At 61.0% G+C, this 25,076-nt stretch carries 20 protein-coding genes; 13 read left to right on the forward strand and 7 right to left on the reverse strand.

The window, feature by feature from the left end; all coding sequences use genetic code 11:
- Positions 1–108 precede the first annotated feature (108 nt).
- Entirely contained in the window at positions 109–747 is a 639-nt protein-coding gene (locus ABIT12_RS06960; protein ID WP_348042456.1) for a glutathione S-transferase family protein, read from the forward strand.
- A 131-nt stretch (positions 748–878) separates the two neighbouring features.
- Here the strand turns inward: ABIT12_RS06960 and ABIT12_RS06965 are convergent, their stop codons facing one another.
- Positions 879–1,754, reverse strand: coding sequence for an AraC family transcriptional regulator (locus ABIT12_RS06965; protein WP_348042457.1), 876 nt, complete (start codon positions 1,752–1,754; stop codon positions 879–881).
- A 109-nt stretch (positions 1,755–1,863) separates the two neighbouring features.
- Between ABIT12_RS06965 and ABIT12_RS06970 the strand changes: the two genes are divergently transcribed.
- From ABIT12_RS06970 to ABIT12_RS06980, 3 genes are all read left to right on the forward strand, one after another.
- Positions 1,864–3,318 carry an alpha-glucosidase/alpha-galactosidase gene (locus ABIT12_RS06970; RefSeq protein ID WP_348042458.1) on the forward strand — a complete coding sequence of 485 codons (1,455 nt, stop codon included), beginning with the start codon at positions 1,864–1,866 and terminating at the stop codon, positions 3,316–3,318.
- 156 nt (positions 3,319–3,474) lie between these two features.
- A complete protein-coding gene (locus tag ABIT12_RS06975; protein WP_348042459.1) occupies positions 3,475–5,016 on the forward strand; it encodes a tryptophan halogenase family protein in 1,542 nt (513 codons plus the stop codon).
- A complete protein-coding gene (locus ABIT12_RS06980) occupies positions 5,013–5,600 on the forward strand; it encodes a LysE family transporter (RefSeq protein ID WP_348042460.1) in 588 nt (195 codons plus the stop codon). The genes ABIT12_RS06975 and ABIT12_RS06980 overlap by 4 nt, the downstream gene beginning before the upstream one ends.
- 225 nt (positions 5,601–5,825) lie before the next feature.
- On the opposite strand, the gene ABIT12_RS06985 is transcribed toward ABIT12_RS06980, so the two are convergent.
- From ABIT12_RS06985 to ABIT12_RS07005, 5 genes are all read right to left on the reverse strand, one after another.
- Positions 5,826–7,193 carry an alpha-glucosidase/alpha-galactosidase gene (locus ABIT12_RS06985; protein WP_348042461.1) on the reverse strand — a complete coding sequence of 456 codons (1,368 nt, stop codon included), beginning with the start codon at positions 7,191–7,193 and terminating at the stop codon, positions 5,826–5,828.
- Positions 7,194–7,303: 110 nt separating this feature from the next.
- The gene (locus ABIT12_RS06990) at positions 7,304–8,965 is read right to left on the reverse strand and encodes an ABC transporter ATP-binding protein (protein WP_348042462.1); all 1,662 of its coding nucleotides are present in this window, start codon (positions 8,963–8,965) and stop codon (positions 7,304–7,306) included.
- 17 nt (positions 8,966–8,982) lie between these two features.
- On the reverse strand, positions 8,983–10,122 hold the full coding sequence (locus ABIT12_RS06995; RefSeq protein ID WP_348042524.1) for an ABC transporter permease: 1,140 nt from the start codon (positions 10,120–10,122) through the stop codon (positions 8,983–8,985).
- Between the two features lie 56 nt (positions 10,123–10,178).
- A complete protein-coding gene (locus ABIT12_RS07000) occupies positions 10,179–11,189 on the reverse strand; it encodes an ABC transporter permease (protein WP_348042463.1) in 1,011 nt (336 codons plus the stop codon).
- Positions 11,190–11,362: 173 nt separating this feature from the next.
- Positions 11,363–13,450, reverse strand: a complete 2,088-nt coding sequence (locus tag ABIT12_RS07005) for an ABC transporter substrate-binding protein (protein WP_348042464.1) — start codon at positions 13,448–13,450, stop codon at positions 11,363–11,365.
- Positions 13,451–13,610: 160 nt separating this feature from the next.
- Between ABIT12_RS07005 and ABIT12_RS07010 the strand changes: the two genes are divergently transcribed.
- From ABIT12_RS07010 to ABIT12_RS07025, 4 genes are all read left to right on the forward strand, one after another.
- On the forward strand, positions 13,611–14,543 hold the full coding sequence (locus ABIT12_RS07010; protein WP_348042465.1) for a helix-turn-helix domain-containing protein: 933 nt from the start codon (positions 13,611–13,613) through the stop codon (positions 14,541–14,543).
- Positions 14,544–14,639: 96 nt separating this feature from the next.
- Positions 14,640–16,259 carry a GMC family oxidoreductase N-terminal domain-containing protein gene (locus ABIT12_RS07015; protein ID WP_348042466.1) on the forward strand — a complete coding sequence of 540 codons (1,620 nt, stop codon included), beginning with the start codon at positions 14,640–14,642 and terminating at the stop codon, positions 16,257–16,259.
- Positions 16,260–16,331: 72 nt separating this feature from the next.
- Entirely contained in the window at positions 16,332–16,937 is a 606-nt protein-coding gene (locus tag ABIT12_RS07020) for a glutathione S-transferase family protein (RefSeq protein WP_348042467.1), read from the forward strand.
- 101 nt (positions 16,938–17,038) lie between these two features.
- Positions 17,039–17,227: a hypothetical protein gene (locus tag ABIT12_RS07025; protein WP_348042468.1), complete on the forward strand. Its 189-nt coding sequence runs from the start codon at positions 17,039–17,041 to the stop codon at positions 17,225–17,227.
- On the opposite strand, the gene ABIT12_RS07030 is transcribed toward ABIT12_RS07025, so the two are convergent.
- Complete coding sequence (locus ABIT12_RS07030; protein ID WP_348042469.1) at positions 17,208–18,263, reverse strand: LacI family DNA-binding transcriptional regulator; 1,056 nt, start codon at positions 18,261–18,263, stop codon at positions 17,208–17,210. The two genes, ABIT12_RS07025 and ABIT12_RS07030, sit on opposite strands and share 20 nt — an antisense overlap.
- A 235-nt stretch (positions 18,264–18,498) precedes the next feature.
- On the opposite strand from ABIT12_RS07030, the gene ABIT12_RS07035 reads away from it, so the two are divergent.
- The 5 genes from ABIT12_RS07035 (at position 18,499) to ABIT12_RS07055 (ending at position 25,070) form a co-directional block, all read left to right on the forward strand.
- Positions 18,499–20,814, forward strand: coding sequence for a family 78 glycoside hydrolase catalytic domain (locus tag ABIT12_RS07035; protein ID WP_407065600.1), 2,316 nt, complete (start codon positions 18,499–18,501; stop codon positions 20,812–20,814).
- A gap of 55 nt (positions 20,815–20,869) precedes the next feature.
- Positions 20,870–22,168 carry an extracellular solute-binding protein gene (locus tag ABIT12_RS07040; protein ID WP_348042471.1) on the forward strand — a complete coding sequence of 433 codons (1,299 nt, stop codon included), beginning with the start codon at positions 20,870–20,872 and terminating at the stop codon, positions 22,166–22,168.
- A gap of 86 nt (positions 22,169–22,254) precedes the next feature.
- Entirely contained in the window at positions 22,255–23,157 is a 903-nt protein-coding gene (locus ABIT12_RS07045) for a sugar ABC transporter permease (RefSeq protein WP_348042472.1), read from the forward strand.
- A complete protein-coding gene (locus tag ABIT12_RS07050; RefSeq protein WP_348042473.1) occupies positions 23,154–23,981 on the forward strand; it encodes a carbohydrate ABC transporter permease in 828 nt (275 codons plus the stop codon). The genes ABIT12_RS07045 and ABIT12_RS07050 overlap by 4 nt, the downstream gene beginning before the upstream one ends.
- A 36-nt stretch (positions 23,982–24,017) precedes the next feature.
- On the forward strand, positions 24,018–25,070 hold the full coding sequence (locus ABIT12_RS07055) for a sn-glycerol-3-phosphate ABC transporter ATP-binding protein UgpC (protein WP_348042474.1): 1,053 nt from the start codon (positions 24,018–24,020) through the stop codon (positions 25,068–25,070).
- The last annotated feature ends 6 nt before the right edge of the window (positions 25,071–25,076 follow it).

Raw genomic sequence — 25,076 nt, forward strand, 5'->3', positions numbered from 1 at the left:
TGACCCGAGGGCCACTGACAGCGCGCCCGGAGCAGAGGGCGGCCCTCGGATCAAGCCCGAGGGAACCGACGGAGAATGTAGCGTCAAAGCAATGGGGGATCACCAGCCATGATCACCCTGTACGACTTCGAACTTTCGGGAAATTGCTATAAGCTGCGCCTACTGATGAGCATTCTCGGCCTGCCCTATGACATCGTGCCGGTGGACTTCTACCCCGGTCGCGCCCACAAATCCGATTGGTTCCTGCGCCTCAACCCGTTCGGACAATTGCCGGTGCTGGTCGATGATAGCCTGACGCTTGTCGATAGCGGCGCCATCCTGGGCTACCTCGCCCGCAAATATGATCCCAGTGGCCAGTGGTTCCCCACCGATCCGGCAATCCTCTCGCAAGTCCTGCGCTGGCACGCCATTGCCGACGACATCACCGCCACCGCCTCAGCCGCCCGGCTCAATCTCGGCTTCTTCTACGATGTCGATCTGGAAAAGGCCCAGGCGGGCGCTCACCGCCTGTTCCGCGTCATCGACGAACACCTGTGGTTCGGTGAGCGCGAAGGCCGCGACTGGCTTTGCACTCCGGCGCACCCCACCACGGCCGACATCGCCTGTTTCCCCTACATCATGCTCAGCGAAGAAGGCGGCGTCTCCCGGCAGGACTATCCCGCCATCCGCCGCTGGACCGACCGCGTTCGGCGCATTCCGGGCTTTGTCGTGATGTCGGGGATTTTTCCCGCGGGACCTGCGAAGTAGCAAGAACCCCTCCCTCCCCCCCGCAAGGGGGAGGGTGAACCTTGTGGATAGGCCTGATCTTGCAAAAACTGGATGTCACCCGCCCCCTTGCGGGGAGCGCAGGGAGGGGGGCGCTTCCGCCACCGGCGTGCTCACCCCGCCATCGCCGGATTGCGGTTGTTCAACCGATACTCCACCGGCGAAACCCCGAACGCCCGGCGAAACGCCTTGGCCAGATAATTGCCGTTGGAAAATCCGCATGCGGTGGCGATCGCATCCACGGTCATATCCGTCGCCAGCAACAGCCGCGTCACCCGCTCCATCCGCGCATGAAACAGATAATGCGACGGGGCCACCCCCACTGCCGATGAAAACTGCCGCACGAAATGCCCACGGCTCATCTGCGCAATCCGCGCCAGCCGGTCCATGTCCAGCGGCGCCGCCAGATGCCCGTCGATATGCGCCGTCACCCGCGCCAGCGCCGGCGGCAATACGCCAACCGGCGTCACCCGATCGGCGAATGCGCCATCATGCAAGGTGGTCACCGCCGCATAGGCGGCGCTCGATGCGGCGCCCGCCGTCAATCCTTCGGTCCCCACAATCGCCAGACACGCCGCCGCCAGCCGATCCACCAAAGGCTCGGACATGGTCAGGACCGGCCCTGCCGTGTCGATCACCGCATGGGCCAGCCGCAGCGCCTCGCGCCCGTTGAGCAAGAGCCAAAAGTATTCCCAGTGTTCGCCCCGCTCCAGCCAATAGCGATTGGCGTGTGGAAAGCTCAACACCATGGTCTGTCCCGGCACCAACCTGTAGCGCACGCCCGAGAAGTCGAGATTGCCCCTGCCCGCCAGCGTGTGCTGGATCACCAGGAACGGCTCGGCGCCGCGCTGCAGCCCGTCCCACGAGTAAACCTCATTGAGACGCTGTTCATATCCAGCGCTCGTGGCCATGCAATGCAGGCTCACCGGCCCCTTGGGCGCCGTCACCCGACGCACCGAATGGCCATAGGCAATCAGATCTTTGAGCACAAAATTACCCGCCTTCGCATAACCTTTCTCTACACCCGTCAACGCGACGCAGCTAGACATGGTGCCGAAATAAACGGCAGGCGGCCACGTCTGCATCTGGAGGAACGCAATGTCATTCAAAGTTGCCGTCATCGGCGCGGGCTCGGTTGGCTTCACCAAGACACTGATTTCCGACCTGCTGAAAGTTCCCGAATTCGCCAATGTCGAGTTCGCCCTGACTGATCTCAATCCGCACAATCTCGACATGGTTCACCAGATCATTTCGCAGATTGTTTCGGTCAATAATCTCCCGGCCAAGGTCACCGCGACCACCAATCGCCGCGAAGCCCTGACCGGTGCGCGCTACATCATGAGCTGCGTCCGCGTCGGTGGCCTCGAAGCCTTCGCCTCGGACATCTCGGTGCCGCTGAAATACGGCGTCGATCAGTGCGTCGGCGACACGCTTTGCGCCGGCGGCATCCTCTATGGCCAGCGCAACATCCCGGTGATCCTGGAGTTCTGCAAGGACATCAAGGAAGTCTCCGAGCCGGGCGCCGTGTTCCTCAACTATGCCAACCCAATGGCAATGAACACCTGGGCGGCCAATGCTTATGGCGGCGTGCAGACCATCGGCCTCTGCCACGGCGTTCAGCACGGGGCCCATCAGATCGCCCAGGTTCTGGGCGTCGATGACAGCGAACTGGACTATGTCTGCTCCGGCATCAATCACCAGACCTGGTACATCGATATCCGCGCCAAGGGCCGCAAGATCGAGAAGGAAGAGCTGATAGCGGGCTTTGAAAAGCACCCGGTCTATTCCAAGCAGGAAAAGGTGCGCATCGACGTGCTGAAGCGTTTCGGCGTCTATTCGACCGAGAGCAACGGCCACCTCTCCGAATACCTACCGTGGTACCGCAAGCGTCCCGAAGAGATCAACAAGTGGATCGACATGTCCGACTGGATCCACGGCGAAACCGGCGGCTACCTGCGCTATTCGACCGAACGCCGCAACTGGTTCGAAACCGATTTCCCGATGTTCCTCGATCAGGCCAAAAAGCCGCTCAGCGAACACAAGCGCACCAGCGAACACGCCTCCTACATCATCGAGGCGATGGAAACGGGCCGGGTCTATCGTGGCCATTTCAATGTGCGCAACAATGGCATCATCACCAATCTGCCCGATGACGCCATCATCGAAAGCCCCGGCTTTGTCGACCGGTTCGGCCTCAACATGGTCGAAGGCATCACCCTGCCGCTGGCATGCGCTGCTACCTGCTCTGCTTCGATTTCGGTGCAGCGCATGTCCGTCGAAGCCGCCGTCACGGGCGATATCGACATGCTCAAACTTGCCGTCCTGCATGACCCGCTGGTGGGTGCCATCTGCACCCCCGACGAAGTCTGGCAGATGGTCGACGAACTGGTCGTGACCCAGGCCCAATGGCTTCCCCAGTACGCTCACGCAGTTCCGGCTGCCAGGGAGCGTCTGGCCAAGGGCACGGTCAAGACCACGGATTGGGAAGGCGCGGCGCGCAAGCGCGTTCGCTCCGTCGAAGAACTGCGCGAAGTCACCGGCGGCCACCACTAGGCCCAGCTGCACTGGCAGACCTCCCGCTGCCAGCGCATCCCGTCGCTTGTGATGCCGATTTCGTGCCTTCGATGCAACCAATCCTGTTAGCCGGAAGGGCGCCTCTTGTGGGGCGCCCTTTCTGGTTTTAGAAGTGGATCAGGGAGACAATAAGCAATGGAAAAACCTGCACATTTCGTCATCGTCGGTGGCGGAACCGCCGGCTGGCTGACGGCCTTCATCCTTCAGGACAGCGCCAAGCGCGCCAAACTGAACGCGACGTTCTCGGTGGTTGAAAGCACCAAGATCCCAACCGTCGGCGTCGGCGAAGCAACCACGGCCGCCTTCCGGGTTTTCCTCAAGCATTTCAAGATCGACGAGTTCGAATTTTTCCGTGAAACCGGGGCGACCTTCAAGCTCGGCATCCGCCATCAGGATTGGCGCCACAAGGGCTATACTTATTATGGGCCGATCGATGATCCCCATCAGGTGATCCAGCCGCCCGCCGGGGCGCCACACGATTATCTCAACGTCTATTCCGTCGCCGCCGGCCGCAAGGTGCAGGACATGCATCTGTTCGGACCGCTGCTGGAACAGAAAAAGGCGCCCTATGCCAAAAAGCCCGATGGCTCGCTGATCCCGCTCGGGCCGTTCCATCACGCCTATCACTTCGATCAGGCACTGGTCGGCCAGTTCCTCAAGCGCAAATCCTCCGGCGTCGACATCATCGATGCGGTGGTCGATGGGGTCACCCGCGATCCGGAAAACGGCAATATCCTTTCCCTCCAGATGGACAATGGCGAAACCGTCGAAGGCGATTTCTTCATCGACGCCACCGGCTTCCGCAAGCGGCTGATCCTGAAAGAGCTGCAGGCCGGCTGGATTTCCTATGCCAACGAACTGCCGGTCAATCGCGCTTTGCCATTCTGGCTGCCGATCAAGGACGGCGAGAATTTTGCCAATTACACTTTGGCCGCCGCGCAGAACAATGGCTGGATGTGGCAGATCCCGACCCAGGGCCGCTATGGCTGCGGCTATGTGTTTTCCGACCAGTTCATCACCCCGGACGAGGCCAAGCTCGAAATCGAGGCCGCCCTCGGCCATGAAATCGAGGTGCGCAGCGATATCCAGTTCCAGATCGGCCGGCTGGAAAACGCCTGGATCGGCAATGTGGTGGCCGTCGGCCTCAGCTCCAGTTTTCTCGAACCGCTGGAGTCCACCTCGATCCACGGCACCATCGTGCAGATGATGCTGTTTGCGCAGAACTTCCTCAAGGCGCCATCGGAAATGACGCCGGATGATCGCAAGGACTATAACAATCGTGTCGGTCGGCAGGTCGATGACTTCCGCACCTTCGTCAACACCCACTATGTCACCGAGCGCGACGACACCGCATTCTGGCGCGACGTGAAGGCCAACCGCATCCACGCCGAAACCCGGCAGCGCCTCGATTTCTGGAAGCACACCATGCCCCGGCAGGACCAGTTCGTGCCCTATCTCAACGGCCTGCCCCATATCGAAACCCAGTTGCACTACCCGGTGCTCGATGGGCTCGGCCTGCTCGACCGCGAGGTCGCCCGCAAGGAAATGGACGCCGATCCCAAGCTGCGCGCCTTCGCCCGGGAGACCGTCGAAAGCCTCACCAAGGAATACCGCGAGGCCGCCAGACTGGCGCTCCCGCATGAGGAATTCTTCCGCATCATCCGGGACATGAAGTGATCGATCTGCTGCCGTTCGTTTTGGCGGTGCTGGGGCTGCTGATCGTGCCCGGCCCCACCAACACGCTGATGGCCGCGGCGGGCGCAGCACGCGGCGTGCAGCGCTCGCTACCTCTATTGGCGGGTGAACTTGGCGGTTATCTGATTGCCATCACCGTCTGGACCGAACTCGTCGGCGCCGCCGGCACCAGCCAACCTTGGATCGGCACTGCCGCCAAACTCATCGCCGCCGCGTTCCTGCTCTGGTCGGCATGGAAACTGTGGACCAGCAAGCCAGCATCTGACACCGCCGCGCCCGGCATTACCTTGGGTCGCGTGTTCCTCACAACCCTGCTCAACCCCAAGGCGCTGGTGTTCGCCTTCGCCATTTTTCCGCATGTCAGCTTTGTGGCGCGCCTGCCCTATCTGGGTGTGTTCGGGGTGCTGGTGGTGGCGACAGCGGTGGCCTGGCAATCGCTGGGCGCTGCGGCGGCGCTATCCTCACGCGGCTTACTGACGGCAAAGCGGGTGGAGCAGGTGAGTGCAGTGGCGCTGTCGGTGTTTGCGGTATTACTGATCGGGCAGACGCTGCAAAGCTGGCACTGAATCTGGCGATTGCCGCTAGAACCCCCTCCCTGCCCTCCCCGCAAGGGGGAGGGTGAGCCCGGTGGGGGGATTTGATAGTGCAAAGAACTGGATGTCACCCTCCCCCTTGCGGGGAGGGAAGGGAGGGGGGCCACCACAAGCAATATGCCCCGCCATCCTCAAACAAAAAGCCCCGGCGCTTGCGCGCCGGGGCCGTTGGAAGCAGAGGAGGATTAAGCCAGTCGCTTACGCGACTTTCTGCTTCCGGGAGCCACGAGCCCATTCGGGCAGCCAGGTGCCATGGGCTTCTGTCAGGTCGTCCACCAGATTCCAGATCTGTTCCAGATCCAGTTCGGCGGCGGTGTGCGGGTCCATCATCGCGGCGTGATAGATGTGCTCGCGGTTTTCGGTCATCAGCGCTTTGACGGTCAGTTCCTGCACGTTGATGTTGGTGCGCATCAGCGCCGTCAACTGTGGCGGCAGTTCGCCGATATAGGTCGGCTGCAGGCCGTTATCGTCGACCAGGCAGGGCACTTCCACGGCTGCATTGTTGGGCAGCGAGGTGATGACGCCATTGTTGCGCAGGTTGCCGTAGATCACCGAAGGTTCGCCCGTCCACACCGAGTTGACGATCGAGGAGGCATATTCCTTGGATTGCTTGACTTCGATCCGGTCGGCATTGCGGTAGTCCTGCGAGGTCTGTTTCCAGCTCGCGATCTGCTCGACGCAGCGCTTTGGATATTCATCGAGCGGAATGCCAAATTTTTCGATCAGGTCTTCGCGGCCTTCCTTGATGAAATACGGGGTGTATTCGGCAAAGTGCTCCGAGCTTTCGGTCACAAAATAGCCCAGGCGGGTGAGCATTTCGTAACGCACCTTGTTCGGGCAGCGCGGGTTCCAGGTCGGCTTGGGCGCGCGGCCTTCGGCATAGGCGCGCAGCAGGTCTGGATAAAGATCGCGATACGAACCGTCGGCCTGGCGGTGCTCGAACTTGAGATAGAACGCCATGTGGTTGATGCCGGCGGAGCGATACCGGATTTCCTCGTAGGGAATGTCCAGATCGTGGGCCAGTTCCATCGCCGTGCCCTGCACCGAATGGCACAGACCAACCTGCTTGATCGTCGGGTACTTTTCCGAAATCGCCCAGGTGTTGATCGCCATCGGGTTCACATATTGCAGCATGATCGCGTCAGGAGCGACCTGCAGCATGTCTTCGCAGATGCTCCACAGATGCGGCACGGTGCGCAGCCCGCGCATGATGCCGCCAACGCCGAGCGTATCGGCAATGGTCTGGCGCAGGTTGTACTTCTTCGGCACGTCGAAATCGACGACGGTGGAAGGCTCATAGCCGCCGATCTGGAAGCAGACGACGACAAAATTGGTGCCGTCCAGCGCCTGGCGCTGGTTGGAGAAGGTTTCCACCTTGGCCGAAACGCCCAATGTCGAAATCAACTTCTTGGCGATGATTTCGCTTTCTTCCAGCCGGGTGGGATTGATGTCCATCAGCCGGATGGTGGCACCTGCCAAAGCCGGACGCTGCAGAATGTCGCCGACAATATTCTTCATGAAAACGGCGGAACCAGCGCCGATAAAGGTGATTTTTGGTTGTGCCATATAAGTAACTCCCGAGAGGCAATGAGCAGCATGCGGAAAAGGGGGAATTCCACGTGCAGCGGTGATGATTGACCAGAGCCGGCCCCGTCTTGGTGCGGGGCCGTGCGGCGCTAGGCGGCTATTTCGAAAGCGGCACGAACGAGCCGCTTCGTATATTCGGTTTGCGGATTGACCAGCACTTCGCTGACCGGCCCCTGCTCCACGATCTTGCCGTTCTGCATCACCATGACGCGATGGCAGAGGGCGCGCACGACCTTGAGATCGTGCGAAATGAACAGGTAACTGAGGCCTTTTTCGTCCTGCAGTTTACGCAGCAGGTCGATGATTTGCGCCTGCACGCTGAGGTCTAGCGCCGAGGTCGGCTCATCCAGCAGGATGAATTCCGGCTCCAGCGCAATGGCGCGGGCAATGGCGATACGCTGCCGCTGTCCGCCCGAAAACTCGTGCGGGAAGCGGGAGAGAATGGTGGTGGGCAGACCAGAATCCTGCAGCGCCTGCCGGACCCGGTCGACGCGCTCGCGGCTATTGGCGCCGATATTGTTGACGATCAGCCCTTCCTCAACGATCTGGCGGATCGACATGCGCGGATTGAGCGATGAGAACGGGTCCTGGAACACGATCTGCATGCGGCTGCGCAGCGGACGCATTGCGCCGCGATCCTTGTCGTGGATCGGTTGATCATCAAAGAAGATTTCGCCGCCCTGATTGCTGATCAGGCGGATCATCGCCTGCCCGAACGTGGTCTTGCCCGAGCCGCTTTCGCCCACCAGGCCCAGCGTTTCATGCTTTTGCAGTTTCAGGCTGAGGCTATCGACAGCCACCAGCTCGAAGAAGTCCGGTTTGAAGAAACCGCCGCGCTTCAGCGTAAAACTGACCTTGACGTCCTTGCCCTCAAGGATGGTTTCGCTCATGTCGCCAAGCGGATTGGCCACGCCCTTCGGCTCGGATGCCAGCAGGTGCTTGGTGTAGCCATGCTGCGGATTCTGGAACAGCGCTTCGGTCTTGTTGTGCTCCTGCACCGCGCCATTCTGCATCACATAGACGTAGTCGGAAAACTGCCGGACGATGGTCAGGTCATGGGTGATCAGGATCACCGCCATGCCGTACTTGGCCTTGAGGTCCTTGATCAGGTTCAATATCTGCGCCTGCACGGTCACGTCGAGCGCCGTGGTCGGCTCGTCGGCAATCAAAACGTCGGGCCGGTTGGCCAGCGCCATGGCGATCATCACGCGCTGGCGTTGTCCACCAGACATCTGGTGCGGAAACTGTAACAGGCGCGCGCCCGGATCGGGAATCTGCACTTCCTCAAGCAGCACCTTGGCCCGTGCCATCGCTTCCTTGCGGCTGATCTTGTTGTGCAGGTGCAGGACTTCGCACAGCTGCTGGCCGATCGTATAGACCGGGTTCAGCGAACTCATCGGCTCCTGGAAGATCATCGACAGATCGTTGCCACGCAGCTTCTGCATCTGCCTGCTGGTCATCGCCACGATGTCCTTGCCGGCCAGCGTGATGCGGGTCTGCGGGCCGATCGTGGCGCGCTTGGTCAATAGCTTCATCAGCGTGCGGGCGGTCACCGACTTGCCGGACCCGCTTTCGCCAACGATGGCAATAGTCTCGCCCTTGTGGAGCTGGAAGGAGACATCCTGCACCGCATGCACCACCCCGCCTTCGACCTTGAAGTCGACGGCAACGTGACGGGCGTCCAGGATCAGCTCACGACCGTGCTCACCAAGGTCGTGGCGTTCTTCGGGAGCGAATGGAGAAGGTGACATGGTACTTTACTCTTCGCTCAATACGGATCAATCGCGTCGCGTAGTCCGTCACCGAGTGCGTTGAACGCAAACACAGTGATCAGCACGAACACGACCGGTGACAAAATCCAGGGATAGGAACCGATAACCGAATAGGACCCGGTATCCTGCAGCATCAGGCCCCACGAGATCAGGGGCGGCTTCACGGCAAAACCGAGGAAGCCCAGGAAGCTTTCCAGCAGCACCACCGATGGCACCGCCAACGTCACGGCCACGATGATATGGCTGAGCACGTTGGGCAGGATATGGCGGGTGATAATCCGGAAATCGCCCGAACCCACAGCAATTGCGGCCCGCACATATTCGATGCGCGCCAATGACAGGGTTTTGGAGCGTACTTCGCGGCTGAGCTGCGCCCATCCCAACACCGCCATCACCCCGATGACGAAGGCAATGAAGACGTTGGACGGCGCCGTGATCGGGATCAGCGTGGTCAGCGCCAGATAGAGCGGCAATTGCGGGAAGGCGAGTACGAACTCTACGAACCGCTGCGTCCAGGCATCGATCCGGCCACCGAGATAACCTGACGAGATACCCACCAGGGTTCCCACCGTGGTGGTCAGCATCACCACCACCAAGGCGATGGTCAGTGAAATGCGCGATCCGATAATGCCACGCGACAGGATATCACGGCCAAACTTGTCCGTGCCCAGCAGGTGGAACGGATGTCCCGGGCTTGCCGCACCGAAGAAGTGGATATTGGACGGGATCAGCCACAAAACCTTGTAGCTATAGCCCGAGACAAAGAATCCAAGGGGCGTTGGATTGGTCAGGTCCGGCCCGGTCAACGGCTGGAACGTGACGGCGTCAAACTCCCCGGTTTCGACAATCGGATAGACTTCGGGCCGCAGGCTGAAGCTGCCGTCCGGGTTCATGAAGCTGATCGAATCCGGCGGGGCAAAGCCGATATTGGCCTCGTTGGGATCCATCGGCGCAAAGAAGTCGCCAAAGATCGCAATGACCAGCATCAACACGACCAGTACCAGGCCGATCATGCCCATGACCGAGCGGCGGAACCGCCGCCATACCAGAGTAAAGTAACCCTCGTCGCCACCCGCGAACCGCGATGAGATCACCGGCTGCGGTGCAATCGGCGCATCCTGGGCCGGCGTCGGCATTGGACCGCCCGCATCGGGCGGCAGTGGAATCGACGAACCGATATGAGTGCCGTTGGTCATTCTGCATTGCCTCCGAGACGAACGCGCGGATCGAGCAGCGCCAGCAGGATGTCCGAAATGATGTTGCCGATGATCAGCGTGGAAGCCAGCACCAGCATGAATGTTGCCGTCACCCACACGTCACCGACACCGAGCGACCCCACGATGGCCGGACCGACGGTGGCCAGGCCGAACACGATGGCCACTTCCACTTCACCGGTCATCATGTAAGGCAGGATCACCCCCTGATAAGCGATCAGCGGATGCAAGGCGTTGGGCACCGCATGTTTCAGGATCACGGCGCTTTCGGGCAGTCCCTTGGCCCGCGCCGTCTCGACATATTGCGAGTTTAGCACGTCCAAAAGGTTCGCCCGCATGACGCGCATATTATAGGCCAGCCCGCCGAATGTAGCGATGAAGATCACCGGCCACACATGGTTGATCAGGTCCCAGAACTTGGCAAAGGACCACGGCGCCCCGCCGTACTTGGCCGAGAAGAAGCTGCCGATCTCCTGGACGTTCAATTTGAACACCAGGACATAGACGATGATCAGGGCCATCAGGAATCGCGGGATAGTCATTCCCAGAAATGAGACAAAGCCGAGCGCAGTATCGATCCAGCTATATTGTCTTGTGGCCGCCACGATGCCCAGGCTGATGCCGAACACCGACGCCAGAATGTGACAGGTCAGCGCCAAAAGGATGGTTCGCGGCAGGCGCTCCGCCACCACATCGCGCACCGGACGGTTGTAATACAGCGAGTCGCCAAAATCGAAGCGAGTGACGATGCCGGTCAGCCAGTTGACGTATTGCAGCGGCAGCGGATCGTTCAAACCATGGGCCACGCGATACGCATCGGCCTGGACCTGCGCCTGCTCGTCGGTCGCGCCGCCCTGCGCCATCAACTGGGATTTGATGAAATCACCATAGTCGCCCGGCGGCGCCTGGATGATGAAGAAGGTGACGATGCTGAGCAGAAATAGGATCGGGATCGCCGACAGGATGCGGCCTAGAATAAACCTGAACATGTAGCGCACTCCCCCGCCCGCTGCTGAAAGGCGCTTAGCTCAGCGCAGCAACTGGACAATTTCTATACGGCGGATTCTGGCCCGCTCTCTTCACAAGGCCAGCATCGCACAGGCGCTGGCGCTTGGACAGACAAGGGGGCGTGCCCCCTTGTCCGCGATTGTCAGCCCAGGTCTTAGGAGACCGGGCCCTTATCGAGGCCAGGCTCACCCGGCAGGGTGTCCTTGTGCAGTTCGAAATCGGACTGCTTGTCTGCTGGCACGAACACGCGTTCACGGATGATGTTGTCTTCAGCCCAGTTGAACATGAAGATCGGGGCACCAGCCGGGATATTGGCGAAACGCTTGTTGATGATCAGGGCGCCCGGATACTGCGTCAGGCCGATGGCATTGACGTTCTCGGTATAGAGCTTCTGGTACTGCTTCATCAGGTCGACGCGGGCTGCAGGTTCCTGCGTGGCGATGAACTTGTTCACCACATCGACCATCTCCTGCTCGTAGGGGAGCAGATCGACAGTCTTGTCGGTACCCGCGCGGTGGAACGGGCTGGTCTGCGGGCCGGTCGGGGCCAGCGAGGAGGTGCCCTGCACCACCGAGATCAGTTCCGAACCATTGCGCAGGACCTGCCAGTCCCACTTGCCGCTGTTCTGCGTATCGGTCATCGCCGAGCCAGGCACGGTGTTGATGATCACGCGGATGCCGATGGCCTGCATCGAGGCGATGACGCCTTCGGCCAGCGACTTGTCGGTCTGGTAGTCGGCATTGGCCAACAGGGTGATTTCAACGTTGGCTCCACCAGCCTGATCGGCCGGGAAGTTGACAACGCCATCGCCGTCGGTGTCCTTTAGCCCAGCCTTTTCAAGCTCGGCCTTGGCGCTTTCCACCGAGTATGGGTAGTAAACGGTCGAAGCCTTGTCATAATAGGCAGTACCGGCATAGAGGCCGCCGGGATAGATCGCGGTGAACGGACCCTTGACCAGGGCTTCGCCCAGATGCTGACGATCGATCGCGTAGGTGATGGCCTTGCGGAAGTCGAGGTTGCGGTTGAGTTCGCGCACAGCCTGGCCGCGAGCATCGGGTTCACCCCAGCCATTACCGGACAGGTTCGGCACGATCGAATAGCCGATGGTGCGGGCACCAAAGGCCAGACGAGCCGGCGCTGCGGGATCAGCCGACTTCTTCAGCGCTTCGACATAGCTTTCAGCCTGTTCGAGGTTGGAGAAGTCGCCCGTGCCGGCCACGGCCTGCACGTCGCGGTCAGCCCAGGTCGACAGCTTGTATTCAAGCTCGTCCAGGTAGGGCAGCTGGTTACCTTCAGAGTCGACCTTCCAGTAGTAGGGGTTACGACGCAGCACGACGATGTCGTCAGGACGGTATTCGACCGGAGTCCAGGCGCCCATCACCGGGAAGTTCAGGTAGTTTGCCGGGAAGGCGTTCTGGTACTGCTCATAGGTATTCTTGGAATACTTCGGATGCTGTGGCTTGAGCAGGTGAGCCGGCAACGGACAGAACCCACCATAAGCCATGGTGTAGAGGTACTGCTTGGGGAAGGCTTCCTTGAACGTCCACTTGACGGTGTTGTCGTCAACCTTGGTCAGCGTGGTGCCAGCGCCGAAGCTGTCCGGACCATTGCTGTTGAGCGGCTTGACGTTGGGATCGTTGATATTGTCGTCCCAGTAGAACATGACGTCGTCGGCATTGAATGCCACGCCATCGGACCACTTCGCACCTTCGATCAGATGCATGGTCAGTTCATGGCCATCGGCCGACCAATCCCAGCTCTTGGCCAGGTTCGGCAATGGCTCGAGTTCATCGGCCTTGATTTCGAACAGCGGCCCGGTGCGGGTCAGGCATTCGTACATGCCGATATCGATGCCGCCCCAGCCCTGGACCTGTCCGGCTGCATAGTTCCAGCCCTGCGGACGACCGCCGATGACGTGACGCATCACGTCGCCGTACACGCCAACGCCATCAGGCATGTTGGACGCGAGGTAGACCATTGGCTCTTTAGGGAGACGTTCGGCGACAGGCGGCAGCTTGCCGGTGTCGACGAAATTCTTGGTCACCCAAGCGGGTTCGTGATAGGCGGGCAGAGCCTTGTATTCAAGGATGTCCTTGGCGCCGACAAAGGTTGGGAAACCCTGGGCGTCGAACTTGGGTGGATCTGGTGGGGTGGTCGGTGCCACTTCCTGTGCCATCGTGCCGAGCATCGCCACGCTCAGCATCAGGCTTGCCCCGCCAAGGGCAAATAGATGTTTACGCATTCTTCCTCCTGTGCACCGGGCCGGCTGCAAGCTCCGCGTATACGGATGCTTCCTCCAGGCCAATTAAGCCCGTGCTGGCGTAAAACTACGCCTTGTGCGGCGAAGCGCAATCCGGATATTCATAGAGTTATTCCGGGTTTCAAAGATATGGATTCGACCAGTGGACAACGTTATTAGCCCGCCTACCGCCCGGCAAATGCGTTATGGCGCGGCTCCAAAACCCACGCCCCGACCCGACCGCAGCTTCTATTCGTCCAACCGGGCTTTTGGCCGTTTTGGCATTCGCTCCTTCACCCCTCAATTGATGCCCGTACCGCATCGTCATGGGCATATCGAGATGAACTGGGTCACCGATGGCGCCATGGAATACGACTTTGACGGCAAGCGCACGACCGTGCCGCAGCGCCGTCTGGTGGCCTTCTGGGCCGGCCTGTCACACCAGACCTTGAGGCTTGACGATGACTGCAAGGCACGCGGCCGGCAGATCAATATCTACCTCCCGGTCGATGCGTTCCTGCTGATGCCCCAGCTTGGCCGCCTGCCCGAAACCATGATGGGTGGTGGCGTGGTGTGCCTTGCCCCCGATGCCGTCAGCGTCGATATGCTGGACCGCTGGCATCAGGACTATCGCAGCGGCAATGCGCTGCGCACCGATGTGGTCAAGGTCGAAATCGGCGCCATGTTCCGCCGCGCCGCGTTGACCGGTTGGGACATGCTGCTGCCGGCCTGGATCGAGTCAGGTGGCGAGCGCCACCGCACCTCTTCCCCGGTCCGCTATGTGGTGGCCATGGTACGCCACATCGTGGAGAACCTCTCGGACCCGCTCACCGCCAAGGATATCGCCGACGTGGTCGGCCTGCATCCCAATTACGCGCTCAACCTGTTCACCAAGGTGATGCAGATCCCGGTGCAGAAATTTGTCGTCCGCATGCGGCTGATCCGTGCCCGCACGCTGCTGTTCGAGGGCAATCTGTCGATCACCAATGTCGCCTTCCAGTCCGGCTTCAGCTCGCTCAGCCAGTTCTATGAACATTTCCGCAAGGCCTATGGCACCACGCCGCGCGAAATCCGCAATGAGGTTGCCCCCGGCTAATTCCGGTTTTCCAAGATTTTGCCGGCTTCCCGGAAGGCGCACTGGACAGCCACGGCCCGAACGCTCTAGCTCTGCACCAAAGCGGGAGGGAACGCCGTGGCCAGGAAGACTTATGATTTCATCATCGCCGGTGGCGGTTCGGCGGCGTCGGTGGCGGCCATGCGGCTGGTGCGCGATTTCGGCCTTTCGGTGTTGATCATCGAACGTGGCCCTGCGAGGACAGCCCGTCTGATGGCCATGCCCGCCGGCTACATGAAATATCTCGGCCGCGACGATTTCCTCGAAATGCACCACACCGTACCGCAGGCCCATCTGGGCGGTCGCGGTCCCATCGTCCCAGTCGCCAAGGCGCTCGGCGGCGGCAGCGCCGTCAACGCCATGGTCTATATGCGCGGCCAGCGCGAAGACTATGATGGCTGGGCGGCCCATCTCGGCAACGGCGCCGAATGGAGCTATGCCGACATGCTGCCGCACTTCACCGGCATTGAGGCCAACACCAAGTTCAACGACGAATTCCACAGCATTTCCGGCAATCTGCGTGTCTCCGAACCCGGCTATATTTCCGGCACCACCGAGGATTTCATCCTCGCCGCGCAAGGCCTCGGCCATAAATTTAATCCAGACTTCAATGGCGCCCGCCAGAATGGCGTCGGCATCATGCAGCATACCTATGGCCAGTGGGGGCGCTACAAGGAGCGCTCCGACGCCAAGAAGGCTTTTCTCGACCCACTGGAGGGCGATGACCGTCTGGCCATCATCACCGAGGCCCGCGTTGACCGGATCATCATTGAAAACGGGCGTGCCATCGGCGTCGCCTATACGCAAAACGGCGAGAACCACACCGTCCATGCCGGTCGCGAAGTGCTGGTCGCCTCGGGTACCTACAATAGCGCCAAGCTGTTGATGCTCTCCGGCATCGGCGCAGCCGACCACCTGCGCGAACATGGCATTACTGTCACCGCTGATGTCCCGGGCGTTGGCGCCAATCTGCAGGATCACCATGAAGTCCCGGTCATCGCCACCACCAAAGACAAGTCCGGCTATTTCGGCCAGGACAAGGGCTGGCCGATGATCCGCAACGGCTTGCAATATCTGCTGTTCAATTCCGGCCCAGTGACCACCACGGGCATTGAAAGCTGCCTGTTCTATGATCCCGATGGCGGCGAGCGCCCCACCATCCAGCTCTATTGCGCGCCCATCGTCTATCTCGACCGCGATGTGTCCTCGGCCGAACCCACCTATGGTGTCACCTTCACCTCCTGCCTGCTCCGCCCCAAAGCGCGCGGCAGCGTCAAGCTGCGCTCGGCCAGCCCCGCCGATCAACCATTGGTCGACTGCAATTTCTTTGGTCACCCCGACGATCTGCGCCTGACGCTGGCCTCGCTCAAGGTCGCCCGCCAATTGCTCGATACCGCGCCATTCAAAGCCAAAATTCGCGAAGAGCTACTCCCCGGCAAGGCACTGCAGGATGAAGCCGAACTGACCCGGTTTGCCGGCCAGACTGTCAAGACCAATTACCATCCCTCCGGCAGCCTGCGCATGGGGCCCGACAGCGATCCGATGTCGGTGGTCGATGGCAATCTCAAGGTGCGTGGCATTGACGGTCTGCGCGTGATCGACTGCTCGATCATCCCCTTCATTCCCTCCGGCAACACCAACGCCCCGGCCATGGCCATCGGCTCCAAGGCTGCAAGCCTGATCGGCAGCCAAATTTAACCGATCAGGAGCTGTCGAATCCGGTGCACGCCGCTCGACCAGATGCATCAACACCAGTTCGAGGATCGTGCCATGCAGCTCTATTACACCCACAATCTGCAGCCCCGCGTCTGCGTCGCCATGGCCAGGTATCTCAATTCACCGGTCGAATTCATCCGCGCCGACCCGATGGGTGTCGACAAGGAAGCCATGCGCGCCATCAATCCCAATACGCTGGCGCCGATCCTGGTCGAGAACCACCGCAGCCTCTGGGAAACCGACGCCGTAGTCTGCCGCCTCGCCCGCCTCGCCAACAGCGACATCTGGCCCATGGATGAACTGGAAGAGCTGATCCGCTGGCTGAGCTGGAGTGCCCACCACCTGACCCTGGCTGGCGGCACAATCTATTTCTGGAACATCGTGGCACCGCAATTTACCACCGAGCGGCCGGACCCAAAGGTCATGGATGAGGCGCTCGACAACTATCGCCAGTTCGCCAGGATCCTTGATGACACGCTGGCGACCCGCACCTGGCTGGTCGGCGACAAGCTCAGCTATGCCGACTTCCGCGTCGCTACCACCCTTCCCTTTGCCGAGAAAGCCCGAATGCCTGTCGAGGGCCTCGAAAACCTCCGCAAATGGCACGACCGGCTGATGCAGATCGACGCCTGGCGCGATCCGTTCAACGGTCTTGACTGACCTGCGCCGCTCGCAAAAATTTGACAGCATTGTGCATTAAAACTGCCCGCGTGCTGAACCTTGCAGACGATTGCCTCCGTTGCTGATCAGCGGAGGCAGAGATGGGATTAGTTTCAATTGCGCGGGCCGAGTTCGACGTCCGCACCATGGTATTGAGTTTTGATGCGAGGGCGATGATCGGTACGTGCCCGACCACCATTATCTCCAGCGTCCAGCTTTCGGCCCGGCCAAGCAGCGAAACCGCTTTGCGCTGGGCGATCCTGGGCCGCGTCAGGCGTCTGGCTGCGTAACCCTGGCTGCCGAGCTGCTGCGCAACACCACCTTCGGCTGCACCAGGAAATGCTCGGCCTGCGTCCGTCCTTTGATCCGTTCGATCAGCAGCCGCGTCGCCTGCCGCCCGATCTCCCGGCCGAACTGGTCGACACTGGTCAAACCGTTCTGGGTGAATGCGCAGGGCGCCGCGTTATCGTAGCCGATCAGTCCGATATCGTCGGGCACCCGGAAGCCCAGGGCCCGCACCGCGCTGAGCACCTCGAGCGCATAATAGTCCGCCCAGCCAAAGATCGCATCCGGCGGCTCCGGACCTTCCAGCAGCGCGCGCACTGTCGCGGTGACGTCGTCGAGCCCATCATCGGCGGGGGCAATGCGGATCTGGTCATCGGCAAACCCGGCGCGACGCATGGCATCGATAAAGCCCACTTCGCGCTTTTGCGACACGTCCGCATGGCCCAGGTCATTGCGCCCCAGCGTGATCATCGCCGGGCGCCGATATCCCTGCGCCAGGAGGTGTTCCACCACCAACGCCCCGCCGCGTTCGTCGTCATTATTGGCGGAGTCGAATGTCGCCGCATCGGGCGCATGATGGCCTATTACCACCACCGGTACTTCGCTGGCGATGGCTTCGAGATCGGAGGTGGCAAGGCGCTGGCCGATCATGATCAGCCCGTCGATCTGCCTATCGACCATGGCATGGACAATGGCGGTTTCCACCGATGATGAGCCATGGCCGATACCGAACAGCGGCAGGTACTGGGTTCCTGCCAGGCCATCGTCGATGCCATCGATCAGCTCGGGAAAGAACGGGTTTTTCATGTCGGCCATCAGCACGCCGACAGTGTAGGTCTGCCCCCGCATGCCGCGCGCCGCTGAGTGCGGGCGGTAGCTCAGCTTGGCCATGGATTCGCGCACCTTGAGCCGCATGGCCTCGCTGACGCCATAGGCATCGCGCAGCACCTTGGACACCGCCGCCACCGAGACGCCCGCGTCCTCCGCCACCTCCCGGATCGTTACCCGTCCGCCCAAGCGGCGGGACGTTGGCTTGTCCATATTTGCTGTCCCAGATGCCAGAGCGGCGACCAATTGGAGCCTTATCCCACAGCGCTAAAAAAAAGCCTATTGCCAAGTACAGCATATTGTAGAACGATACACGTAGAACATTCTACAGACGGATTGGACGCTGTCCGAAAATCCGCGGGGACTTGGGAGAATCGGCGTGAACGACGCATTGGTACCGGCTGCTTCATCGGTGAAGCATGATGCTGCACGGCAATGGGCGGCACAGATGGTGCGGCCTCTGGCTGACCAAGGCGTTGAAACGCCAGCTAGTTTTCTGGCCAAGACTTTCACGTTGCAAAATGTCAGCGGCGCCGAAGTGCTCGATATTTCCGCGCTCGGCCTCTACCGCTGCTTCATCAACGGCAAGCGCGTCGGCAATGACCTGCTGACGCCGGGCTGGACCGCTTATGACGTTCGCCTGAGCTATCAAACCTACCCTGTTGGTGACCTTCTCGTTAGCGGCGACAACCGCATCGAGATTTGGCTGGCGGATGGCTGGCTGCGCTCGCAGATGATGTGGGGCGAAGCCCCGATCTTCAACACCTGGGGCAGCGAAATTGCCGCCTTTGCCGAACTGCGCACCGGCCCCGGCGGCGCTGTTGTGCTTGCAACCGATGCCTCATGGGAAAGCGGCGAATTGCCGGTTCGCAAATCCGGCATCTATTTTGGCGAAATCTATGATGCCGGGTTCAAGCCTGTCGTCACCGCCGGCAGCGCTCTCATCCCCTTCGACACTGCTCGGCTCGTTGCCTATGAGGCGCCGCCGGTCCGTGAGCTGGCCGCCCTGCAATCCGTCAGCAGTCATACCGATCAGGCTGGCCGCACCGTGTACGATTTCGGCCAGAACAGCGGCGGCTATGTCGCCTTCACCGTCCGTGGCCAGGCCGGAGCACGCGTCATCATCGAGCACGCCGAAATTCTCGACCAAGACGGCCAGTTCTATAATGGCAACCTGCGCACCGCCGCGGCCCGCATCGAATATACCCTGAGCGGCAACGGCGACGAGCACTACCGCCCCATGTTCACCTTCCAGGGCTTCCGTTATGCCCGGGTGACCATCGAAGGCGAGGCAAAACTGCTCGATATCGTTTCGGTGCCGATCAGCTCGGTGCGCGAACTCCAGGCCGGCTTCACCTCCGGCAATGCGCTGGTCAACCGGCTGTTCCTCAACACGGTTTGGTCGCAGCGCGCCAATTTCATCGAAGTGCCCACCGATTGCCCGCAGCGCGACGAACGCCTGGGCTGGACCGGCGATGCCCAGGTCTTTGCTGGCACCGCCTGCTATCTCGGCGAAGTGCAGGGGTTCTTTCGCAAGTGGATCCGCGACGTCATGGCCGATCAGCGCGACGATGGCGCCGTGCCCCATGTCGTGCCCGATCCCACCCGGCTCAAGCCCAAGGACTATCCCGGCTTTTATGGTAGCACCGGCTGGGGCGATGCCATCGCCGTGGTGCCATGGCAGGTTTACCTGCATTACGGTGACACCGCTTTCCTCGCCGAAACGCTGCCGGCCATGGTCAAATGGGTCGATTTCGTCTGGTCGATCAGCAACGGCCCGATCGTCAAGCCGCCGCGGACCTGGGGGGGCCGCGGCTTCACCTTCGGCGATTGGTTGCAGCCCAGCGGTCCATCCGCCAAGCCATTGCCCACCATCAGCGATGATGCGGCAGCGACCATCTACCTGTTCAAGACCTCGACCATGGTCGCGCAGATCGCCGCCATCGTCGGTGACGACGCTACCTCGGTCCGCATGACCAGCATTGCCGATCAGGTGAAGGCGGCCTTTGCCGGCGAATTCATCACCCCGAACGGCCGTGTCGCCGGCGACGATCAGACCTCCTACGCGCTGGCATTTCTGCACGGGCTGATCCCCCCCGAGCGTCGCGACGCCGCCAAGGCCTACTTCAAGAACGCCATCGCTCGCACCGATGGACGCATCGGCACCGGCTTCATCGGCACGCCGGCCCTGCTGCCGGCACTGGTGCAGGTGGGTGAGATTGGCCTCGCCGCCGAAGTCTTCCTGCAGGAAAATGTACCGGGCTGGCTCTATCAGGTGCGCAAGGGCGCGACCACCATCTGGGAACGCTGGGACGCCATCGCGGAAGATGGCTCGATCTACAATCCGCAGATGAACTCCTACAACCACTATGCCTATGGCGCCGTATGCCAATGGCTGCTGGAAGGCGTCGCCGGTTTCAGCCCCGACCCTGCCAGGCCGGGCTTTGCCCACATCATCTTCGAGCCGACAATCCTGGACGGACTGTCGCCGGTCGCCGCCCATCATGACAGCCCTCGGGGCCGCATTGAGGCGGGCTGGACCATCGACGGCGACCGCGTCCGCTACACCTTCACCGTACCGGAGGGCGCCACCGCCACGCTGCGTCTCCGCCAGGATTATCGCGACGCGGTACTCGACGGAGGGTCTGTCGCGTCGGGGCAGGACATCAGCGCCGGCCCCGGCCAACACATCGTCGATTTCACATATTCGGTGCCGCCGCGGGAGGTTCACGGCGGAGCGATGGGGCACTCACGCACGCCATAAATGTGCGGAGCAATTGAAATGCCCGCAGCAAGCGGGCCAAATGGGAGAGAAACTAATGAGCTCTAAATTCACGCGAACCGTGCTCGGCGGCCTGGCCGCCAGCCTGCTGCTGTCGGCCAGCTTTGTCGGTACTGCCATGGCAGCCGATGTGACGCTGTCGTTCCTGGTCGATAATACCGACGCTTCCACCGTCAAGGTCGCCCAGGCGCTGGTTGATGCATTCGTTGCCAAGAACCCGACTATCGCCATCGAAATCGAAACCCGCCCGGGCGGCGGCGACGGCGACAACATCATCAAGACCCGCCTCGCCACCGGCGAAATGACCGACGTGTTTCTCTACAATGCCGGCTCGTTGTTCCAGGCCATCAACCCGGCCCAGAACCTGTCGCCACTGACTGCCGAACCGTTCGAAGCCAATGTCATCGACACCTTCAAGAAGACCGTTTCGGTCGGCTCTGATGTCTATGGCGTACCCTTCGCTACCGCCATGGGCGGCGGCATCATGTATAATAAGAAAATCTATGCCGATCTCGGCCTCTCGGTTCCCAAGACCTGGGACGAGTTCATGGCCAATAACGAAAAGATCAAGGCTGCCGGCAAGGTCGCCGTCATCCAGTCGTTTGCCGACACCTGGACCAGCCAGCTGTTCGTGCTTGGTGACTTCTACAACGTGCTGGCCGCCGAACCGGATTTTCCTGCCAAGTACACCGGCAACCAGGCCAAGTACGCCACCGACAAGGCCGCCATCAAGGGCTTCGAACGCCAGGAAGCCGTGTTCAAGGCCGGCTATCTGAACCCGGACTTTGCTGCTGCCAAGTTCGACGACGCCATCCGCATGCTGGCAACCGGCGAAGGCGCGCATTACCCGATGCTGAGCTTTGCCGCCGGCAACGTGGTCACCAACTATCCGGAAAACCAGAAGGACGTCGGCTTCTTCGCCATCCCCGGTGACGACGCTGCCAAGAACGGCCTGACCGCATGGATGCCGTCGAGCCTTTATATCCCCAAGAGTTCCGAACATCAGGCCGAAGCCAAGGAATTCCTCGCCTTCGTCGCCAGCACTGCGGGCTGTGATGCACAGACCGCCGCCGTTGGCGCCACCGGTCCGTACCTGATCAAGGATTGCACCCTGCCCGCCGACGTTCCGTCTGTGGTTGCCGATCTGCTTCCCTACTTCCAGAAGGATGGCGGCACCGCCCCGGCTCTTGAATTCCTCTCCCCGATCAAGGGCCCCGCATTGGAACAGATCACCGTTGAAGTCGGTTCGGGCATCCGCTCCGCTGCCGATGGCGCTGCGCTCTATGACGAAGACGTCAAGAAGCAGGCCCAGCAACTTGGCCTTGCCGGCTGGTAAGCTGGTAACATTGGCCTGACGCGATCGAGGCCCGACCCCGTGGTGATATGGGGCCGGGTTTCGTCGACCGGGGAGGAACGGCAGTCATGAACGAGTCGACCAATACCAGCGCAGTCAAGCGGCCAAGGCGGCGGCCTGTATCCGCCTATCCAAGCTGGTTCTACCTCCCTGCCGCCATCGTCTTTGGCGTGCTGTTCCTCTTCCCGACCTTTGCATCGCTGTTTTTCAGCCTGACGCGCTGGACCCTGTTCGACGCAGAATTCATCGGCCTCGCCAATTTCGCGCAGTTCTTCAAGGAACCGTTCCTGATCAAGGGGCTGATCAACACCCTGGTCTATGCCGTGGTCACCTCAGGCCTCAAAGTGGTCCTCGGCTTCCTGCTCGGCGTACTGCTGACCAGCCAGATCATCGCCCGCACCTATTTGCGCTCGGTGCTGTTCTTTCCGGTACTGGTCTCCACGGTCGGCGTCGGCATCACCTTCACCGTGATGATGCACCCCACCACCGGCGTCATCAACGAAACCCTGGCATTGTTCGGCATTCGTGGCCCCGGCTGGCTTACCGATCCATCGCTGGCGCTGATCTCGGTGGCTTTGGTCGATGTGTGGAAGGGTGTTGGCCTCGCCACCGTCATCTACATCGCCGGCATCGTCTCCATTCCGCAGGAATATTATGAAGCCTCGCGCATCGATGGCGCCGGCGCCTGGGACAATTTCTGGAACATCACCCTGCCGCTGGCCAAACCCGCAACAGTGACCGTCATCATCCTCAGCCTGATCGGTGGCCTGCGCTCGTTCGACCTGATCTGGGCCATGACCAGGGGCGGGCCGGGGTTCACCTCGGACGTCGTCGCTTCGGTGATCTACAAGCAATATCAGGCCGGTTTTTATGGCCTGTCGACGGCGGGCAATGTGGTGCTGTTCATTCTCGTCGCCATCATCATCATTCCTCTCTCCGGCTTTCTTAACCGGCAGGGTGGCGAGCAATGAGCTACATCCGCAAGAACTGGGTCGGCCTGCTGGCGATCCTCGTCTCCGGCATCGTCTTCCTGGTGCCGTTTGCCTTCATCATCCTGACGGCAATGAAGAACCAGAAGGAGTCCTCGCTCCGCTCCTTCTCGCTGCCCAGCCAGTTCCACCTGTGGGACAATCTGGTCGAGGTGATCCAGACCCGCAATTACATGCTGCTCACCGCTTTCGTGAACAGTGCCATCCTGACCGTGTGCAGCGTCACCCTGCTGGTGATCTTTGCCGCCATGGTCGGCTTCGTGTTGCAGCGCAAGCCATCGGTCTGGACCGGTCCGGTCAATTTCCTGATCCTGGCCGGCCTGATCATTCCGCCTGCCGTCGTGCCCACCATCTGGGTGCTGCAGCTGCTGGGCATCTTCAAGACCCTGCATGGGCTGGTCTTTATCGAAGTGGCCTATGGCCTGTCGTTCTGCGTGCTGCTGTTTCGCGCCTTCATCGCCACCATTCCGCGCGAGCTGGATGAGGCGGCAATCATCGATGGCGCCGGGCCGCTACGGCTGTTCTTCGAGGTGATCTTGCCACTGCTCAAGCCCGTCGTCGTCACGGTGATCGTGGTGCAATCGGTGGCGATCTTCAACGATTTCACCAACCCGCTCTACTACCTGCCCGGCACCAAGAACGTGACGCTGCAACTGACGCTGTTCAACTTCCAGAGCCAGTTCAACACCTCGTACAATCTGCTGTTCACCAATATCCTGCTCATCACCATTCCGCCGCTGCTGGTCTTCCTGTTCTTCAACCGCCAGATCGTGGCGGGGATGACCGCCGGAGCGGTAAAGGGGTGATGTTGTGCGTGCTCATTTCCAAGGAGTGACTACAACATGGCTTCGGTAACAATCCGGGACGTGCGCAAAGCCTATGGTTCGGCCCAGGTGCTGCATGGCATCGATATCGACGTGGTCGATGGCGAATTCGTCACCCTGGTCGGCCCCTCCGGCTGCGGCAAGTCCACGCTGCTTCGGATGATTGCCGGGCTCGAAGAGATCAGCAGCGGTGACATCGAGATCGGTGGCCAACGGGTGAACGAACTGGCGCCAAAAGACCGCGACATCGCCATGGTGTTCCAGAACTACGCGCTCTATCCGCATATGACGGTGGCCCAGAACATGGGCTACTCGATGAAGCTGCGCCGCGCCAGCAAGGAAGAAACCGCCAAGGCCGTGCAGGAAGCTGCCCGTATTCTGGCGCTCGAACCGCTGCTGGAACGTTTCCCCAAGCAACTCTCCGGCGGCCAGCGCCAGCGCGTCGCCATGGGCCGCGCCATCGTGCGCGACCCCAAGGTGTTCCTGTTCGATGAACCGCTGAGCAACCTCGATGCCAAGCTGCGCGTGCAGATGCGCGCCGAAATCAAGGAACTGCACCAGCGCCTGAAGACCACCATCATCTATGTCACCCACGATCAGGTCGAAGCCATGACCATGGCCGACCGCATCGTGGTGATGCATGACGGCAAGGTCGAGCAGATCGGCCGCCCACTCGACCTCTATGACCATCCCGCCAACCTGTTTGTCGCCGGCTTCATCGGCAGTCCGGCGATGAATTTCATCCAGGGCACCGTCAATAACGGCCAGTTCCAGACCGCAGAAGGTAGTACGCTGCCGCTACCGCAATCTGCCAAGGTCACTGAGGGCACCCTCATAACCTACGGCATTCGCCCGGAACATTTCCGTATCGATCCCGCCGGCCAGCCGGTCCGCGTCCAGGTGGTGGAGCCGATGGGATCGGAAACCCAGCTCGTCGCCAAGCTCGGCACGCTGGATCTGACCTGCCTGTTTCGTGAACGCGTCGATCCCAAGCCGGGCGAAACCATTACGCTGACGGTCGATCGGGAACAGGTGCGCCTGTTCGATAGAGTGACGGGGATGGCGATCTGACCATGC

Source organism: Devosia sp. (genome assembly GCF_039927955.1).
Lineage (GTDB): Bacteria > Pseudomonadota > Alphaproteobacteria > Rhizobiales > Devosiaceae > Devosia.

Coding starts and splice junctions, on each gene's coding strand:
- ABIT12_RS07055 (WP_348042474.1), top strand. CDS start 24,018: ATGGCTTCGGTAACAATCCGGGACGTGCGCAAAGCCTATGGTTCGGCC.
- ABIT12_RS07025 (WP_348042468.1), top strand. CDS start 17,039: ATGGGATTAGTTTCAATTGCGCGGGCCGAGTTCGACGTCCGCACCATG.
- ABIT12_RS06960 (WP_348042456.1), top strand. CDS start 109: ATGATCACCCTGTACGACTTCGAACTTTCGGGAAATTGCTATAAGCTG.
- ABIT12_RS07050 (WP_348042473.1), top strand. CDS start 23,154: ATGAGCTACATCCGCAAGAACTGGGTCGGCCTGCTGGCGATCCTCGTC.
- ABIT12_RS06995 (WP_348042524.1), bottom strand. CDS start 10,122: ATGCCGACGCCGGCCCAGGATGCGCCGATTGCACCGCAGCCGGTGATC.
- ABIT12_RS06970 (WP_348042458.1), top strand. CDS start 1,864: ATGTCATTCAAAGTTGCCGTCATCGGCGCGGGCTCGGTTGGCTTCACC.
- ABIT12_RS07000 (WP_348042463.1), bottom strand. CDS start 11,189: ATGTTCAGGTTTATTCTAGGCCGCATCCTGTCGGCGATCCCGATCCTA.
- ABIT12_RS06990 (WP_348042462.1), bottom strand. CDS start 8,965: ATGTCACCTTCTCCATTCGCTCCCGAAGAACGCCACGACCTTGGTGAG.
- ABIT12_RS07030 (WP_348042469.1), bottom strand. CDS start 18,263: ATGGACAAGCCAACGTCCCGCCGCTTGGGCGGACGGGTAACGATCCGG.
- ABIT12_RS06975 (WP_348042459.1), top strand. CDS start 3,475: ATGGAAAAACCTGCACATTTCGTCATCGTCGGTGGCGGAACCGCCGGC.
- ABIT12_RS06985 (WP_348042461.1), bottom strand. CDS start 7,193: ATGGCACAACCAAAAATCACCTTTATCGGCGCTGGTTCCGCCGTTTTC.
- ABIT12_RS07040 (WP_348042471.1), top strand. CDS start 20,870: ATGAGCTCTAAATTCACGCGAACCGTGCTCGGCGGCCTGGCCGCCAGC.
- ABIT12_RS07045 (WP_348042472.1), top strand. CDS start 22,255: ATGAACGAGTCGACCAATACCAGCGCAGTCAAGCGGCCAAGGCGGCGG.
- ABIT12_RS07035 (WP_407065600.1), top strand. CDS start 18,499: ATGGTGCGGCCTCTGGCTGACCAAGGCGTTGAAACGCCAGCTAGTTTT.
- ABIT12_RS07005 (WP_348042464.1), bottom strand. CDS start 13,450: ATGCGTAAACATCTATTTGCCCTTGGCGGGGCAAGCCTGATGCTGAGC.
- ABIT12_RS07020 (WP_348042467.1), top strand. CDS start 16,332: ATGCAGCTCTATTACACCCACAATCTGCAGCCCCGCGTCTGCGTCGCC.